Here is a 15230-nt window from a genome sequence, read left to right as displayed (position 1 = left end):
CACCGCATGCGGGCTCAGGCCCGCGTGCAGCCGGCGTAGGCGTCCAGCGGGGGCCGGTAGACCTGCGTGCGGACCTGCATCAGGCCCAGCACCGAGTGGAACAGGTGGTCGTGCGTCACGCGCGCATCGGCGCGCGCCTTCAGGCAGTTCAGCGTGATGCCGGTGCGCTGCTCGAAGGCCGGTGAGAGCCAGGTGACCCACGGCACATGCTTCTGCACGTCGGGGGCCAGCGCGTACGGCATGCCGTGCAGGTAGATGTTGTTCTCGCCGAGCGACTCGCCGTGGTCGGCCACGTACAGCAGGCCGGCGTCATAGCCGGGCTGGCGCTGCAGCCAGCCGATGGCCTGGCCCAGCACGTGGTCGGTGTAGGCGATGGTGTTGTCGTAGGCGTTGCGCAGCGACTGCGCGTCGCAGTCGGGCAGGTGCGCACTGCGGCACTCGGGCTGGAAGCGCTTGAAGCCCTCCGGCGTGCGCTGGCTGTAGGCGGGCCCGTGGCTGCCCATCTGGTGCAGGACCACCACCACGCCCCGCGCGCGGCGCTCCGCCGGCAATGCGGCGATGTGGCTGTCCAGGTCCTTCAGCAGGATGGCATCGTGGCACTCGCCCGCCGGGCACAGGGCCGGGTCCTTCTCGGCGGCGGTGTTCACCGTCGGCACGCGATCGCAGACCCCCTTGCAGCCACCCGGCTGGTTGTCCAGCCACAGCACCGCCAGGCCGGCGCGCTGCAGCACGTCCAGCAGGTTCTCCCAGTCGCCGTCGCGGCTGTTCCAGCCCTCGCGGCCCAGGTGCGAGAACATGCACGGCACCGACGCTGCCGTGCTCGTGCCGCAGGACCACGCGTTGCGGAAGGTCGCCACGCCGGCGCGGGCCAGCTCTGGCGTGGTGTCGCGCTCGTAGCCGTTGATGCCGAAATGACCGCTGCGGCCGGTCTCGCCCAGCACCAGCATCAGCAGGGCTGGTCGACTGCCGGTGGGGGCGGCCACGACCGCATCGGTCCCCAGCGGCTGCAGGGGGCCGGGCTTGCGCGTCTCGCCACGGGCCGCCACCGCGCCGGCGTACAGCGTGTTGAGCGGGTTGATCAGGTAGCGCAGGTGCTTGTGGTTGCGCATGGTCGAGGCCAGGGGCTGGAAGGCCGCGACGATCAGCGCGGCCGCCACCAGCGCCGCGACCAGCGCGGCGCCCACGTTGCGGGCCGCCTGTCGCGGCCAGGGCGCATGGGCCAGCGGCAGTCGCCAGAGCAGCCACGCCGGCAGCAGCGCGCCGATGCCCAGGGTCAGCAGCAGGGGCGGGCCCAGCAGGTCGCGTGCTTCCTTCCAGTCGGTCTGCAGCACGTTGGTGGCCATGGTGGCGTCGATCACGACGCGGTAGGTCAGCATGTAGTGGCCGCCGATCGCGGTGGCGAGCAGCAGCACCGCCAGCGCCGGCTTGAGCACGCCGCGCCACGCCAGCAGCGACAGGATCGCGAACAGGGCGCAGGCGATCACGCCAGCCAGCGCCGTGGCCAGCAGCCAGCCGGTGGCGCCCTGGCTCACGCCCAGGTCGAGCAGCTCGCGCCACAGCGGCAGGTTGCCCAGCGTCGCCATCCACAGGCTCGCGGCGGCGACCGGCCAGAAGGGGCGCACGGCTGCGGGGGTCGCGGGGCCAGCCGGGGCCTGGATCGCCGCCTTCGCGGGGACGACGGCTCGAAGGGTGGACACAGGGCTCGTCATGCCATCACCCAGGCCTGCAGCGGCTGCCACACGGCGTCGACCGCCAGGGCGGTGACCCAGCAGACCCAGCAGGCCCACAGGGTGTGGCTCATGAAGTGGGCGCCGCGCCACTGCTGCGCCAGGCCGAAGACCAGACCGGCGGTCAGCGCGGCCAGCAGCCATCGGCGGGCCAGGGCGTTGTCGACGTCGCGAAAGGCGAGGAAGCCGCCGATGAAACTGAAGCCCGCACTGGCGTGACCTGCCGGGAAGCAGCGCCCGGGACCGCCATCGGAGGCCAGCTGCCAGTGGCTGGCGTAGCGGGCCGTGCCGCCAAAATCACCCAGGTCCCAGGGGCAGCTGGTGGCGCTGCCGGCCTTGAGCAGGGAGACGGCCGCCGCGGCCAGCAGCGAGGTGAGGGCCAGTTGCACGCGGGCGCCGGGGCTCAGCCGCTGCAGCGGGCCGCGCGGCCACCAGACCCCCAGGCACAGCAGCAGCGCGAGCAGCCAGGCCAGGCGGCGCCCGCCCTCGTGGAGGACCGTCGCCAGGAACCAGTTGTCGCGCCACGGGAAGCCGGTGTGCGCGCCGGCCAGGCGGGCCAGCGGCAGGTCAAGGCCGCTGGCGTCCCAGGCCAGCAACGCCAGCAGGCCCAGGCCTGTCCAGGCCCAGAGCGCGAGGGGCGCCGAGCGGTCGGCGGAAGAAGTCGATGACATGCGGCGGATGCTCGGGGGATCGCCTTAAGTCATCCTTAAGCGCCGCCGGTGGACAATCGGGCCCATGCGTGTGCTGGTAGTGGAAGACGATCCGGGCATCGCGACCGCGCTGGTCGCGCACCTGGGGCGCCTGGGTGACGCGGTGGATACGGCCGGCACCTTGTCGCAGGCCTGGGCCACGCTGGCCGCGGAGCCTTTCGAGCTGGTCCTGCTGGATCTCGGCCTGCCCGATGGCGACGGCATGGAGCTGCTGCGACGCATCCGCGCCCAGCCGGCGGGCCGGATGCCTGATCCGGCCCTGCCGGTGCTGGTGATGACCGCGCGCGACCAGGTGAGCGCGCGCATCGCCGGCCTGGATCTCGGCGCCGACGACTACCTGACCAAACCCTTCGATCCGGACGAACTGGCCGCCCGGATGCGCGCCCTGCGGCGGCGTGCCACCGGTCGGGCGCAGACCCGCCTGGCCTGGGGCGACATCGAGGTCGATCCGGCGGCGCACACGGTGCTGCGCGGCGGGCAGCCGGTGGAGCTGTCGGCGCGCGAGTTCTCCGTGTTGCTGGCCCTGCTGGAAGCGCGGCCGCACGTGCTGTCGCGCGCGCAGATCGAGGCCCGGCTCTACCGCTTCGACGAAGCGCTGGAGAGCAACGCGATCGAGGTGCATGTGCACCGCCTGCGCCGCAAGCTGGGTGAGGGGCTGATCCGCACCGTGCGCGGCGTGGGCTACTTCGTGCCGGCGGAGCCGTCGCCGTGACGGCGGAGCGCACGCGCCGCTCGCTCACCGGCCACCTGCTCGCCTGGGCCCTGGCCGCCCTGGTGCTGGTATGGACCAGCTTCATCGGCTTCGCCTACCTGACCGGTGAGCATGAGGCCGACGAGTTGACTGACGGCCACCTGGCCAGCGTCAGCTCGCTGCTGCTGCCGCTGGTGCCGCGCGGCCTGGCGGCCGTGCAGCCGGGTGTGAGGCGGGACGCGCCCGCAGGCGCGGCATCGAGCTTGCGGGCGCACGACTACCAGCAGTCCATGAGTGTGCAGGTCTGGGATGCGCAGGGGCGGCTCGTCGTCCACACCGGCGATGCGCCGCCGGCGCGCTTCGACAGCCCGGAGGGCTTCGCCACCCTCCGCCTCGGCGAGCCGCCGCGGGACTGGCGGGCGTACACCCGGTGGGACGAGGCGCGCCAGCACAAGATGACGGTGCTGCTGTCGCTGCGCGAGCGGGATGACCTGGCCAGCGACATCGCCGAACAGGTGATGGAGCCGGGCCTGTGGCTGCTGCCGGTGGTGGCGCTGGTGCTCGGCCTGGCCGTGCACCGCGGGCTGAGACCGCTGCGGGCGCTGGCGCAGCAGGTGCACGGGCTGGACATCCGGCGCGCCGACGGGCTGGCCGATGACCCGCCTTTCGAGGAGCTGCAGGCCGCCACCCAGGCGATCAACCGGCTGGTGGCACGCTACCACGCGGCGCTGGACCGCGAGCGCGGCCTGGCCAACGAGTTCGCGCATGAGTTGCGCACGCCACTGGCGGCGCTGGCGCTGCAGGCCCGTCACGCACGCGAGCTGCCGCCCGGCCCCGGCCTGCAGGCGGCGCTGGCCGGCTTGCAGGACGAGGCCTTGCGCGCCGGCGAGGTGCTCAATCACCTGCTCGCGCTGGCCCGTGCCAGCCGGGCCGAGATGGACGAGGCGGCCCAGCCGGTGAACCTGGCGGCACTCGCGCGGCAGGTGGTGGCTGCCACGGCACCACGGGCGGATGCCGGCGGGCGCGAGCTGGGTCTGGATGGCGAGGGGGCGTTCGTCCTGCCGGGGCACGCCGTGCTGCTGGAACTGGCGCTGCGCAACCTGGTCGACAACGCGCTGGCCCACACGCCGCCGGGGACGCAGGTGACGGTGCGGGTCGATGGGGCAGGCCGCTGCCTCGCCGTGGAGGACGACGGCCCTGCACGGGCGACGACTCAGACGCCTGACGAGCGACCGGCGGATCACCTCGGGCTGGGCCTTGGCCACAAGGTGGTGGCCAAGGTCGCCGCGCTGCATGGCGCGGCCTTCGAGTCCGAGGCCGATGGCGCCCGGCGGGTGTTCCGCCTGCGCTTCGCGCCCGCTACCGGCGCGGGCGATCAGGCGTAGGTCACCCAGTCCCGCTGCGCGGGCGCGTCGAGGTGGGGGATGGTATTGAAGCTGAGCAGCGCGTGCCGCTTCGGCGTGAAGCTGAACTCGGTGATGGCCGTGTTGCGGATGCGCAGGTTCAGCTCGATCGTGGTCTCGGGCGAGGTGCCCAGCACATGCCCGACCGCGGTGGCGATCGGCCCGCCGCTGCTGACCAGCAGCACATGGCCGCCGAAATGGTTGGCGCGCACGTGGTCCAGCGCGTGCGTCACGCCGGCCACGAATTCGTCGTAGGAGGGCATGCCTTGCGGGCTGACGACGCCGGCCATCCACTGCGCCAGGCCGTCGCGCAGCAGGCGGAAATGGTGGCGGTACAGCTCCGGCGTATCGGGTTTGGCCAGCGGCTGTGGATGCACCGTGGCAATGACGGCGGCGCTGTCGTACTCGTTCAGGCCGTCCCAGGCGAGCGGGTCGCCGGACTGCCCCATGCCCTGCAGGATGCCCTGCAGCGTCTCGCGGTGGCGACGCAGGGTGCCGGTGATCAGCCGGTCGAAGCGCAGGCCGCGCTCGGCGAAGTACTCGCCCAGGCGCACGCTCTGCCGGTGGCCGAGCGCGCTGAGCCGGTCGTAGTCCGCCTCGCCGAACGAGGCCTGGCCGTGGCGGACGAGATAGAGGGTGCCCATGGCGGGCGATTCTGGCGGGCCGCGGCCCGGCGCGGCGTCTCGCCGGTGACTGGGAAGCAGCGAGCTGGACGCTCAGTGTCCGGCGAGCACGCGGGCGAAGACGTCGCTGTCGACGTTGCCGCCCGTGAGCGCGAAGCCGACGGGCTGCCCGCCCGCGCGGCTGGCGTCGCGGATGGCGGCAGCCAGGCCGGCGGCGCCGGCGCCCTCGGCCACGTTGTGGGTGTCGGCGAAGAGGATCCGCATGGCCGCCGCCACCTCGTCATCGGTCACGGCCACCACGTCGTCGGCCTCGCGCAGCAGGATCGCGAGCGCCTCCTCGTCGGCCACGCGGCAGGCCATGCCGTCGGCCAGTTGCGTGGTCACCGGCGCCTCCAGCACGCGGCCGGCGCGGAACGAGTCGAGGTAGGTGGTGGCGTGTGCCGAGACCACGCCCACCAGCCGGCTGCGGGCGCCGGTGTAGGCCCGCGCGGCCGCTGCGGCGCAGAAGCCCGAGCCCTGGCCGACCGGCACGTAGACGACGGCCGGTGCCTCGCCGGGGGCGAAGCCCTCGAAGAACTCGACCCAGTAGGTCATCACGCCCAGGACCAGGTCGCGGTGGAATGACGGGATCATGTGCAGGCCCTCGGCCTGTGCCAGCGCCTGGGCATGCTCGCGCGCCGCCTGGAAGTCATCGCCGTGCTCGACGAGCGTGACGCCCAGCGCCCGCATGGCCGCGTTCTTCTCCGTCGAGTTGCCGCGCGGCACGACGATGGTGGCCTGCAGGCCGTGCCGCCGCGCGCCCCAGCCGACCGACTGGCCATGGTTGCCGCGCGTGGCCGAGATCACGCCGCGAACGGCCGGCTCGCGCCGTGCGAGCTGCTCGAAATAGGTGGCGCCGCCGCGGACCTTGAAGGCGCCGGCGGGCGTGTGGTTCTCATGCTTCACCCAGACGGTGAAGCCGAGGCGCTCGCGCAGCAGCGGCCACGCGTATTGCGGCGTCGGTGGAACGGTGCGCGCCACCACGGCGCGCGCATGCTGGACTTCTTCTCGGGTGTAGCTCATGAGGATGGGGGCAGGTGGGCCGCGGCGCTCAGGCGCCGCCGCTGGCGAGGGTGACGCGCCCGAGCGGGGTTTCCAGCACGGCCTGCAGGGCGGGCTCGCCGGCCTGCAGCGATACGCGTTGCAGGCCGATGGCCTGGTGGGCCTGCCGGAGGGCGGACAGATCGGGATGGCGCATGTTCACCGCGTGCAGCGTGACGCCAGATTCGGGCATGCCGGCTGCCGGGTGGACGGCGCCCCACTCGATCAGCGTCGGCAGGCCGCCCTGGAACAGGCGGCGGCCGTCGGCGCGCACGGTGATCTGCCATTCCAGCAGGCCGCGCGGGGTGAGCCGCGAGGCTTGCACCACTTCACCGGCATCGATGCCGGCCGGGGCCAGCGCAGCGACCGCGGCGCGCGCATCCGGCACCTGCGCCACGAGGTGGATGAGTCGGGGGCCGTCGCGGCGCAGGCGTGCCTGCAGCACCTCGTCGTCGAGGTCGAACCAGCGACGCGTGCGCTGCGGCAGGCGGCCCGGCTGCACGGCGATGATCTCCAGGTAGGCCTGCGGGTAGTCCACGGTGGCCACGCGCAGCAGGCGGTTGTGCGTGCCCATGAGCGGGTGCTCGCCGCCCGGGCCGGGGACCACGCCCAGCGTGGCTTCGCACCAGGCGACGCCTTCGTCCAGCGTGGCGGCGCCCACCACCAGGTGATCGATGCGGGCCTGCATGTCAGAGCGCCACGGTGCCGTCGACGCAGGTGACCGAGGCACCACCGATCCAGACCTCGCCGGTTTCGTCGCGCGACACGTGCACGCGGCCGGCGCGACCGAGCGCGGTGCCCTGGCTGGCCACGTACTGCGCCGGCGCGAGGCCGGCGCCGATGAGCCACTGCGCGAGGGCCGCGTTGAGCGAGCCGGTGACGGGGTCTTCCGCCAGGCCCTGGTTGCCGGGGAAGAAGGCGCGGACCTCGAAGGCGCACGCATCGCTCGCGTCGCGCGCGCCCACCACGCCGACCTTGCCGCGCGGCCCGACGACACCGATGTCCAGCCCGGCCAGCACGCCGGCGTCGGGCCGCAGGGCCAGCACCTGTTCGGCCGAGCGCAGCATCACGCCGCGCCAGTTGGGCCCGTTGTCGCACCAGGCGTGATGCAGGATGTCGGCGCGGTCCACGCCGAGGCCGCGGGCGATGAGCGCCACGTCGTCCTCGGGCAGCGGCCCGCCGCGGCGCAGGGGCGGCGCGGCGAAGGCGAGGCGGCCGCCGTCGCGGCGCAGCTTCACCAGGCCGACCCCGCACTCCTGCACGACATGCGCGCCTTGCGGGCGCCCGCCCGCCTGCAGCCAGGCGTGGCAGCTGCCCAGGGTGGGGTGGCCGGCGAAGGGCAGCTCGCGCCCGGGGCAGAAGATGCGCACGCGGTAGTCGGCGCCGGGCTGCGTGGGCGGCAGCAGGAACGTGGCTTCCGACAGGTTGGTCCAGTTCGTGAAGTGCTGCATGGCCTCTGTCGTGAGGCCCTCGCCGTCCATCACCACGGCCAGCGGGTTGCCGAGGTAGGGCACGGCGGTGAAGACGTCGACTTGCTTGAAAGGGCGCAGGCGGTTCATGGGGGCCTCAGGTGAGCGGCACGTCGAGCGCGCCTCGTGCAGCGGGGAGCGCCCGCAGTGTTTCATGCCAGCGGTCCAGATGCGTCAGGGGCGGCTGCGGCAGGGGCAGCCCGCGCCAGCGATGCAGCTCGCACGCCACGGGGATGTCGGCCATGGTGAGGTGATCGCCGGCGAGGAAGGGCTGCTTCGCCACCTGGGCATCCAGCAGGGCCAGCAGGGGCTCGGTGGCCGCGATCGATGCGTCGATGGCGGCCGGGCTGCGCTGCCCGGGCGGCGTGCGCACGAGCTGGAGGAAGGCGTCGCGGCCGGCCGGGTTGAGCGTGGTCTGCTGCCAGTCCATCCACCGCTCGGCGTCGAAGCGCTGCCGGAGGTCGAGCGGATACAGCGTGCCCGGGGCATGGCGGGCGCACAGGTAGCGCACGATGACGTTTGACTCCCAGAGCGTGAAGTCGCCGTCTTCCAGCAGTGGCACGAGCGCATTGGGGTTGCGCGCCAGGTACGCCGGCGTGCGGACGATGCCATGCGCTGCGCCTGCATCGACGCGCTCGAACGGCAGGCCCAGCAGCTGCGCCGCGAACACCACCTTGCGCACGTTGATGGACGACAGGCGACCCCAGATGCGCAGCATCGTCAGCCCGCCTCGACGAGCTGGCGCGTCGCCGCCGCGAGCGCGGCGATGCCGGTGTCGATCTGCTCCGTCGTGACCGTCACGAACGACAGCCGCAGGGTGCGGTCGTCCGGCGCGCCGGCATAGAAGGGCGCACCGGGCACGAAGGCCACGTGACGCTCCAGGGCGGCCGGGAACAGGCGCGCGGCGGTGAGCCCGCGGGGCAGGCGCAGCCAGAGGAACATGCCGCCTTCGGGCTGGTTCCATTGCACGCCCAGGCCGGCCATCTCGCGCGTGAGCGCGGCCAGCATGGCATCGCGCTGGGCCTTGTAGCGCGCCCGGATCGTGGGCACGTGGCGTGCCAGGAAGCCGTCGCGCAGCACCTCGGCCACTACCCGCTGGTTGAAGCCGGGGGTGTGCAGGTCGGCGGCCTGCTTGGCCTGCAGCAGCTTGGGGGCCACCGCGGCCGGCGCCACCACGAAGCCCAGTCGCAGGCCGGGGGCGAGGATCTTGGAGAACGAGCCGAGGTAGATGCAGGTGTCCGGCCGGCGCGCCGCGAGGGGCGGCGGCGGCGGTGCGTCGAACCACAGGTCACCGTAGGGGTTGTCCTCCACCAGCGGCAGGCCGGCGGCCGCGGCCGCGTCGACCACGGCCTGCCGGCGCGGCTCGGTCATGGTGCGGCCGGTCGGATTCTGGAAGTTGGGCAGCAGGTAGGCGAAGCGGGCACCCGGCGCGCGGGCCGCGAGGTCGGTGGGGTCCACGCCCTCCTCGTCGCTGGCGACGCCTTCCACCACGGGTTCCATCGGGGCGAAGGCCTGCAGGGCGCCGAGGTAGGTGGGTGTTTCCACCAGCACGCGGCTGCCGCTGTCGATCAGCACCTTGCCGACGAGGTCGAGGCCTTGCTGCGAGCCGGTGGTGATCAGCACCTGCGCCGGGTCGACCGGCCAGGGCAGCATGGCAGCGACCGCCTCGCGCAGCGGGCCGTAGCCTTCGCTGGCGGCGTACTGCAGGGCGGCCGTGCCGTCGTCGCGCAGGACCTTGTCACAGGCCGTGCGGAAGGCCTCCACCGGGAAGGTGGCGGGGGAAGGCAGTCCCCCGGCGAAGCTGATGATGCCGGGCTGCTCGGTCACCTTGAGGATCTCGCGGATCACCGAGGGGTTCATGCGCTCGGCGCGTCGCGCCAGGGTCCAGCCCGGTGTGGTCTGCAGGTCGTGGGGGTTCATGGGCTCTCCTTGGTTTCAGGGGGGTCAGCGCGCGGGGTGTGGCGGAGCGGGGCGCACCGGCATGCGACGGCCGACGAAGACAGTGGCGATGACGGCGACGGCGAACATCACGGTCTGGGCGTCGAGGTGCTCCCCGAGCAGGGGCACGGCGAACACCATGCTCAGGAACGGCTGCACGAGCTGGACCTGGCTCACCCGCACCGTGCCGCCGAGGGCCAGGCCGCGGTACCAGGCGAAGAAGCCGATCCACATGGAGAACACCGCGACGTAGCCGAAGGCTGCCCATGCGGCCGGCGCGACGGGGCTGCGAGGCAGGGTCCACCACGCCAGCGGCAGGGTGAGTGGCAGTGCGATGACGAGCGCCCAGCAGATCACGTGTTCGGCCTGCATGTGCTGCGCCAGCCGCGCGCCATAGCCGTAGCCGACGGCGGCACAGGCCATGGCTGCCAGCAGCAGCAGATCGGCCGCGTGCGCCTGCAGGCCGCTCTGCGCACGGGTGGCGGCGTAGACCGCCACGAGCAGGCTGCCCGCGGCGGCGCAGGCCCAGAAGGCGGCCGATGGCCGCTGCCGGTGCAGCGCCGCGCCGACCGCGGCCGTGGCCAGGGGCAGCACGCCCACGATGACGCTGGCGTGGATGGCTTCCACGTGCCGCATCGCGATGGAGGTGAAGAGCGGGAACCCGAACACCACGCCGGCCGAGGTGAGGGCCAGGGGCAGCCAGTCACCCTGTCTTGGCCAGGGCGCACGGGTCGCGATCAGGAACGCGATGGACAGCAGGGCCGCCACGACGGCACGGCCGAGGGCGATGAAGACGCCGGAGAGTTGTGGGGCGTCGGGCGTGCCGACGGCCAGGCGCGTCATGGGCAGCGTGAGCGCGAAGATGCCCACGCCGAGCAGGCCAAGCCACAGGCCGCGGGTCTCAGCAGGCGTCATACCGTCACCATCCAGGCCGCCGTGGCGACGAGCACCAGGGCGAGCGTGCGGTTGAACCACAGGAGGCGCCGGCCCTGCGCCAGCCAGGCCCGCAACAGCGATCCCGCCAGGGCGTAGGTGAAGTTGCTGCTGAACGCGAACCCCACCATGATGACGCAGATGATCAGCAGCCGCTCCCCCGGATTGGGGGCCGGTTGCCCCGCCGCGTTGACCACCCAGCCGGCGGTGAGCGTGAGGGCCAGCATCCAGGCCTTGATGTTCAGGAACTGCAGCGCCACCCCCTGCCAGAAGGTCACCTGCAGGCGCGATGCATCGACATCGGACAAGGTGCGCGTGCCCGCCAGTCGCCACGCCAGCCAGAGCAGGTAGGCCACGCCGGCGGCGGTGATGCCCCAGCGCAGCAGGGGCAGCTGCATGACCAGCGTGCCCAGGCCCAGCCCGCTCGCGGCCATGAGCAGCGTCCAGCCCGTGGGCACGGCCAGGCAGAAGCGCAGCGCCCGCCGCAGGCCCAGGTTGGCGGCCAGGGCCGTGGACAAGGTGGTGTTGGGGCCTGGCGAGAAGCTCATGGCCGTGCAGAACACCAGCAGCGCGGTGAGTTCGGTGGGGCTCATGCGGACAGGGCGGGGGACGACATCAGCCGCCAATGTAGTCGCCGGCACCAATACACATGCAGTACAGTTGGGCATGTCACCCGTTGCGCTGTACTGGTGCGACGGGCAATACACAGGAGCCGTGCCCCATGCTGATGAAGGCCTCGTCCCAGTCGCTCACCGAACAACTCGTGGCGCGGTTCGGCGACCGCATCCGCAATCGCCTGCTGGCGCCCGGCGCGCGTCTGCCATCGGTGCGGCAGTGCGCGCGCCAGCACGGCGTGAGCCCCTCCACGGTGGTCGCGGCCTACGACCACCTGCTGGCGCAGGGGCTGGTGGAAGCGCGCAAGAACCGCGGCTTCTTCGTGCGCGACGCCACGCCCTTGCGTCCGGAACTGGCGTCGCCCGCACCGCTGCCGGCCGAGGGCGTGCTGCCGGCGCTCAGCACGACGCACTGGCTGGCGGCCCGTCGCGGGCCGGCGCCGGTGAACGCGACGGCGCTCATCCGCGGGATGTTTCACAAGGTCGGCCCCAAGCCGCAGCCTGGCATGGGCGTGTTTCCCCCGGAGTGGCTCGAGTCGACCTTCATGCCGGCCGCCGTGCGCAAGGTGACCTCCACGCGGGCGCTGCATGATTTCTCGCTGCAGTACGGTGAGCCGCTGGGGGACGCCAGCCTGCGGCGCGCGCTCGCGAACAAGCTCGGCGGGTTGAGCGTGCCGGCAGTGCCGGAGCAGATCATCACCACGGTCGGCGCCACGCACGCCCTGGACATCGTGAGCCGCACGCTGCTGCGCCCCGGGGACCCGGTGATGGTCGAGGAGCCTGGCTGGGCCGTGGAGTTCGCCCGCCTGACCGCGCTGGGCATGCGCCTGCTGCCGGTGCCGCGCCGCGCCGACGGCCCGGATCTGGAGGTGATGGCGCGCTACTGCGAGCAGCACCGACCCAAGCTCTACGTGAGCGTGAGCGTGCTGCACAACCCCACGAGCTATTGCCTGTCGCCGGGGGCTGCGCATCGGGTGCTGCAACTGGCCAACCAGCACGACTTCCATGTGGTCGAGGACGACACCTACTGCCACATCGCGCCACCGCACGCGACGCGGCTGTGCGCACTCGACGGGCTGCAGCGGACGATCTACGTCGGCGGTTTCGCGAAGATCCTGGCGCCCAACTGGCGGATCGGCTTCCTGGCGGCGCCGCCGCGGCTGGTGGAGCCCCTGCTGGACACCAAGCTGCTGGCGACGCTGACCACGCCGGCCCTGCTGGAGCGCGCGCTGGCACTGTGTATCGAGCAGGGGCAGCTGCGCAGGCACAGCGAACGCATCCGCGAGCGACTCGACGGCGCCCGCGCGCGCAGCGTGAAGCTGGCGCTGCAGGCCGGCTGCCGCTTCGTGGCCGAGCCGGCAGGTCTGTTTGGCTGGGTCGATGCGGGGGTGGACACGGATGAACTGGCGCAACGCATGCTGGACGAGGGCTATCTGCTCGCGCCGGGCGCCCTGTTCCACGCGGAGCGCGCGCCCAGCACGCTGATGCGCATCAACTTCGCCACCACGCAGGACGCCGCCTTCTGGCGCAAGTTCGCAGAAGCCGTGCGTGGTCGCTGACGCATCTCTGGCGTGGCGGGTGCCAGGTCAGGCGCCCTGGGCCGCGCCGAGGGTCTCCCAGCGCTCCAAGGCGGCCATGAGGGCGTCCTCGATCTCGCTGCTGCGGGCGGCGAGCTGCTGTGCGCGTGCTGGGTCGGCGCGGTACACGCTGCCTTCGCCCAGTTCCGCATCGATGGCCTTCTGCTCCGCCTCCAGCTGCGCGATCAGGCCGGGCAGGGCCTCGAGTTCGCGCTGCTCCTTGTAGCCGAGCTTGCGGCGTGCGCCGCGGGGTTCCGCCGGCGGGGCCGCTGGCGCGTCGGCGGTTTCCCGCGGCGGTGCGCCGGAGGGCTTGTTGACTGGGGTGGCCGGGGTGGCGGCAGCGGCGCGGCGTGACTGCGTCTGCCAGTCGGTGATGCCGCCCTCGTACTCTCGCCAGCGACCGTCGCCTTCGAAGGCGACGATGCTGGTGGCCACGTTGTCGAGGAAGGCGCGGTCGTGGCTGACGATGAAGACGGTGCCGGCGTAGTCCTGCAGCAGCTCCTCGAGCAGCTCCAGCGTGTCGATGTCGAGGTCGTTGGTGGGCTCGTCGAGCACGAGGACATTGGCCGGCCGCGCGAACAACCGGGCCAGCAGCAGCCGGTTGCGCTCGCCGCCGGAAAGCGAGCGGATGGGCGAGCGCGCCCGCGCGGGCGAGAACAGGAAGTCGCCCAGGTAGCTCTTGACATGCTTGCGCTGCGTGCCCAGCTCGATCCACTCACTGCCGGGACTGATGAAGTCCTCCAGGGCCGCGTCCGGGTCGAGCGCGGCGCGCATCTGGTCGAAGTAGGCCACCTGGAGCCCCGCGCCCTGACGGATGCGCCCGCTGTCGGGTTCGATCTGGCCGAGGATGAGGCGCAGCAGCGTCGTCTTGCCGGCGCCGTTGGGCCCGACGAGCCCGACCTTGTCGCCGCGCAGGAAGGTGGCGGTGAAGTCGCGCACGACGGCCCGGGGCGCCCCGGTGGCGGGGTCGGGAAAGGCCTTGCAGACGTCGGTGAGCTCGGCGACCAGCTTGCCACCGGCCTGGCCGGTGACCAGCTCCATGCGGGCCCGCCCGATGGCCTCGCGGCGCTCTGCGCGTTGCGTGCGCAGGCGCTCCAGGCGCACGATGCGGCTGCGCGAGCGGGTCCGTCGGGCCTCCACACCGCGGCGGATCCAGACTTCCTCCTGGGCAAGCAGCTTGTCGGACTTGGCGTTGATCACGGCCTCCTGCGCCAGTTGCTCCTCCTTCTGCGCCTGGTAGGCGCTGAAGTTGCCCGGGTAGGAAAGGAGCCGACCGCGATCGAGCTCGACGATGCGGGTGGCCACGTGGTCCAGGAAGGACCGGTCATGGGTGATGACGACGACGCTCCCGCGGAAGGCATTGAGCAGATCCTCCAGCCACTGGATCGCGAGGAGGTCCAGGTGGTTGGTGGGCTCATCGAGCAGCAGGACGTCCGGCCGGCGGACCAGCGCGCGCGCGAGCGCCACGCGCTTGCGCGTGCCGCCAGACAAGGTGCCGATCAGCGCGTCGGGTGGCAGCGCGAGCCGCTGCAAGGCCTCGTCGACCCGCTGGCGCCAATTCCAGCCATCCAGCGACTCGATGGCGGTCTGCAGCGCGTTGAGGTCTCCGTCGCCGCGTTCGTAGCGCTGCATGAGGTCGATCACATCCGATAGCCCTTCGCGCACGGCCTCGAACACCGTTGATGCATCCGTCAGGACGGGTTCCTGGGGAACGAGGGCGATGGCGATCCCCTGCTGAAACTGCACGGAGCCGTCGTCCGGGCGCTCCATGCCGGCGAGGATGCGCAGCAGGGACGACTTGCCCGTGCCGTTGCGACCGATCAGGCCGACGCGTTCGCCGGCCTCCAGGGAGAAGTCGGCTTCGTCAAGCAGGGGTCTGTCGCCGAAGGCGAGATGGGCGCGAGCGAGTGTGATCAGGGACATGGGCAACGGAACATCGGAGCAGGCAGCGCTCTCCGAGCGGGTGGGGGCAACGCGGCGCGCGGAGCTTTACAGGCAGCGACTGCCACTCTGCACCGCAGGCCTTGTGCTCGACGCTGGATCGAGCAACGATTGTCTCGCGGAGTCAGGTCGCCGGCGCTCTGATGACTCGCGGCCTTGAAGAATGGGCTGATGGACGCAAATGCGTGCTATAGTCGCTGGCTCTGCTTCTCACGGGATGCGGGTGCCGGCAACAGCCAGTGCACGCAAAGTTTTGGAAGCAGACGCAATCTGCCGAAAAATCGGTATAGAATGCGAGGCTCTGCGGTTGGCAGCCAACGTCGAACGAACCATCGATTCGGCAGCGTCAAAAAACCACAGCGCTTGACGGGTTTCTAAAAACTGCGTCATAATCGAGGGCTTCGCTGATCGCAGCGGAGCGAAACTGGAGGGGCGGCGAGAGTTGCCTGGCTGGTTGAGGATCTTTAACAAGATACAGCCGATAAGCGTGGGCGTTTGATGGCGAATTGCCAAGTTCTTCGGAA

The 15230-nt window shown here is 72.0% G+C and carries 15 protein-coding genes; 3 read left to right on the top strand and 12 right to left on the bottom strand.

Annotation, left to right across the window (positions count from 1 at the left end; translation table 11 throughout):
- Positions 1 to 14 precede the first annotated feature (14 nt).
- The gene (locus tag ACE3T5_RS04000; protein ID WP_374664698.1) at positions 15 to 1622 is read right to left on the bottom strand and encodes a phosphoethanolamine transferase; all 1608 of its coding nucleotides are present in this window, start codon (positions 1620 to 1622) and stop codon (positions 15 to 17) included.
- An 83-nt stretch (positions 1623 to 1705) separates the two neighbouring features.
- A complete protein-coding gene (locus ACE3T5_RS03995) occupies positions 1706 to 2398 on the bottom strand; it encodes a phosphatase PAP2 family protein (protein WP_374664696.1) in 693 nt (230 codons plus the stop codon).
- Between the two features lie 64 nt (positions 2399 to 2462).
- Here ACE3T5_RS03995 and ACE3T5_RS03990 point away from each other — a divergent pair, with 64 nt between their 5' ends.
- Both ACE3T5_RS03990 and ACE3T5_RS03985 read left to right on the top strand, forming a co-directional pair.
- Positions 2463 to 3149 (top strand): response regulator transcription factor, encoded by a 687-nt coding sequence (locus ACE3T5_RS03990; RefSeq protein ID WP_374664694.1) that lies wholly within the window; start codon positions 2463 to 2465, stop codon positions 3147 to 3149.
- Positions 3146 to 4513, top strand: coding sequence for an ATP-binding protein (locus tag ACE3T5_RS03985; protein ID WP_374664692.1), 1368 nt, complete (start codon positions 3146 to 3148; stop codon positions 4511 to 4513). Before ACE3T5_RS03990 ends, ACE3T5_RS03985 begins: the two co-directional genes overlap by 4 nt.
- Here the strand turns inward: ACE3T5_RS03985 and ACE3T5_RS03980 are convergent.
- The 8 genes from ACE3T5_RS03980 to ACE3T5_RS03945 form a co-directional block, all read right to left on the bottom strand.
- Positions 4504 to 5175, bottom strand: a complete 672-nt coding sequence (locus ACE3T5_RS03980) for a histidine phosphatase family protein (RefSeq protein ID WP_374664690.1) — start codon at positions 5173 to 5175, stop codon at positions 4504 to 4506. The genes ACE3T5_RS03985 and ACE3T5_RS03980 overlap by 10 nt on opposite strands.
- Positions 5176 to 5247: 72 nt before the next feature.
- Positions 5248 to 6216 (bottom strand): threonine dehydratase, encoded by a 969-nt coding sequence (locus tag ACE3T5_RS03975; RefSeq protein WP_374664688.1) that lies wholly within the window; start codon positions 6214 to 6216, stop codon positions 5248 to 5250.
- A 28-nt stretch (positions 6217 to 6244) separates the two neighbouring features.
- Positions 6245 to 6922 carry a VOC family protein gene (locus ACE3T5_RS03970; RefSeq protein ID WP_374664686.1) on the bottom strand — a complete coding sequence of 226 codons (678 nt, stop codon included), beginning with the start codon at positions 6920 to 6922 and terminating at the stop codon, positions 6245 to 6247.
- 1 nt (position 6923) lies between these two features.
- Positions 6924 to 7793 carry a PhzF family phenazine biosynthesis protein gene (locus ACE3T5_RS03965; protein ID WP_374664684.1) on the bottom strand — a complete coding sequence of 290 codons (870 nt, stop codon included), beginning with the start codon at positions 7791 to 7793 and terminating at the stop codon, positions 6924 to 6926.
- 7 nt (positions 7794 to 7800) lie between these two features.
- Complete coding sequence (locus tag ACE3T5_RS03960) at positions 7801 to 8421, bottom strand: glutathione S-transferase family protein (RefSeq protein WP_374664682.1); 621 nt, start codon at positions 8419 to 8421, stop codon at positions 7801 to 7803.
- A gap of 2 nt (positions 8422 to 8423) precedes the next feature.
- Positions 8424 to 9623 (bottom strand): PLP-dependent aminotransferase family protein, encoded by a 1200-nt coding sequence (locus ACE3T5_RS03955; protein WP_374664680.1) that lies wholly within the window; start codon positions 9621 to 9623, stop codon positions 8424 to 8426.
- A 24-nt stretch (positions 9624 to 9647) separates the two neighbouring features.
- Positions 9648 to 10556: a DMT family transporter gene (locus ACE3T5_RS03950; protein WP_374664678.1), complete on the bottom strand. Its 909-nt coding sequence runs from the start codon at positions 10554 to 10556 to the stop codon at positions 9648 to 9650.
- Positions 10553 to 11167: a LysE family translocator gene (locus ACE3T5_RS03945; RefSeq protein ID WP_374664676.1), complete on the bottom strand. Its 615-nt coding sequence runs from the start codon at positions 11165 to 11167 to the stop codon at positions 10553 to 10555. Before ACE3T5_RS03945 ends, ACE3T5_RS03950 begins: the two co-directional genes overlap by 4 nt.
- Positions 11168 to 11295: 128 nt before the next feature.
- Here ACE3T5_RS03945 and ACE3T5_RS03940 point away from each other — a divergent pair, with 128 nt between their 5' ends.
- Complete coding sequence (locus tag ACE3T5_RS03940) at positions 11296 to 12747, top strand: PLP-dependent aminotransferase family protein (protein ID WP_374664674.1); 1452 nt, start codon at positions 11296 to 11298, stop codon at positions 12745 to 12747.
- A 27-nt stretch (positions 12748 to 12774) separates the two neighbouring features.
- Here ACE3T5_RS03940 and ACE3T5_RS03935 read toward each other — a convergent pair whose 3' ends face one another.
- Both ACE3T5_RS03935 and ACE3T5_RS03930 read right to left on the bottom strand, forming a co-directional pair.
- A complete protein-coding gene (locus ACE3T5_RS03935; RefSeq protein ID WP_374664672.1) occupies positions 12775 to 14688 on the bottom strand; it encodes an ATP-binding cassette domain-containing protein in 1914 nt (637 codons plus the stop codon).
- Positions 14689 to 14916: 228 nt separating this feature from the next.
- Positions 14917 to 15230: hypothetical protein (locus ACE3T5_RS03930; protein ID WP_374664670.1), on the bottom strand; the 314-nt coding region annotated here is incomplete at its 5' end.

The organism is Ramlibacter sp., assembly GCF_041916345.1.
In the GTDB taxonomy this organism is placed as follows: domain Bacteria; phylum Pseudomonadota; class Gammaproteobacteria; order Burkholderiales; family Burkholderiaceae_C; genus Ramlibacter.
This window is presented reverse-complemented; position numbering and strand designations above follow the sequence as displayed.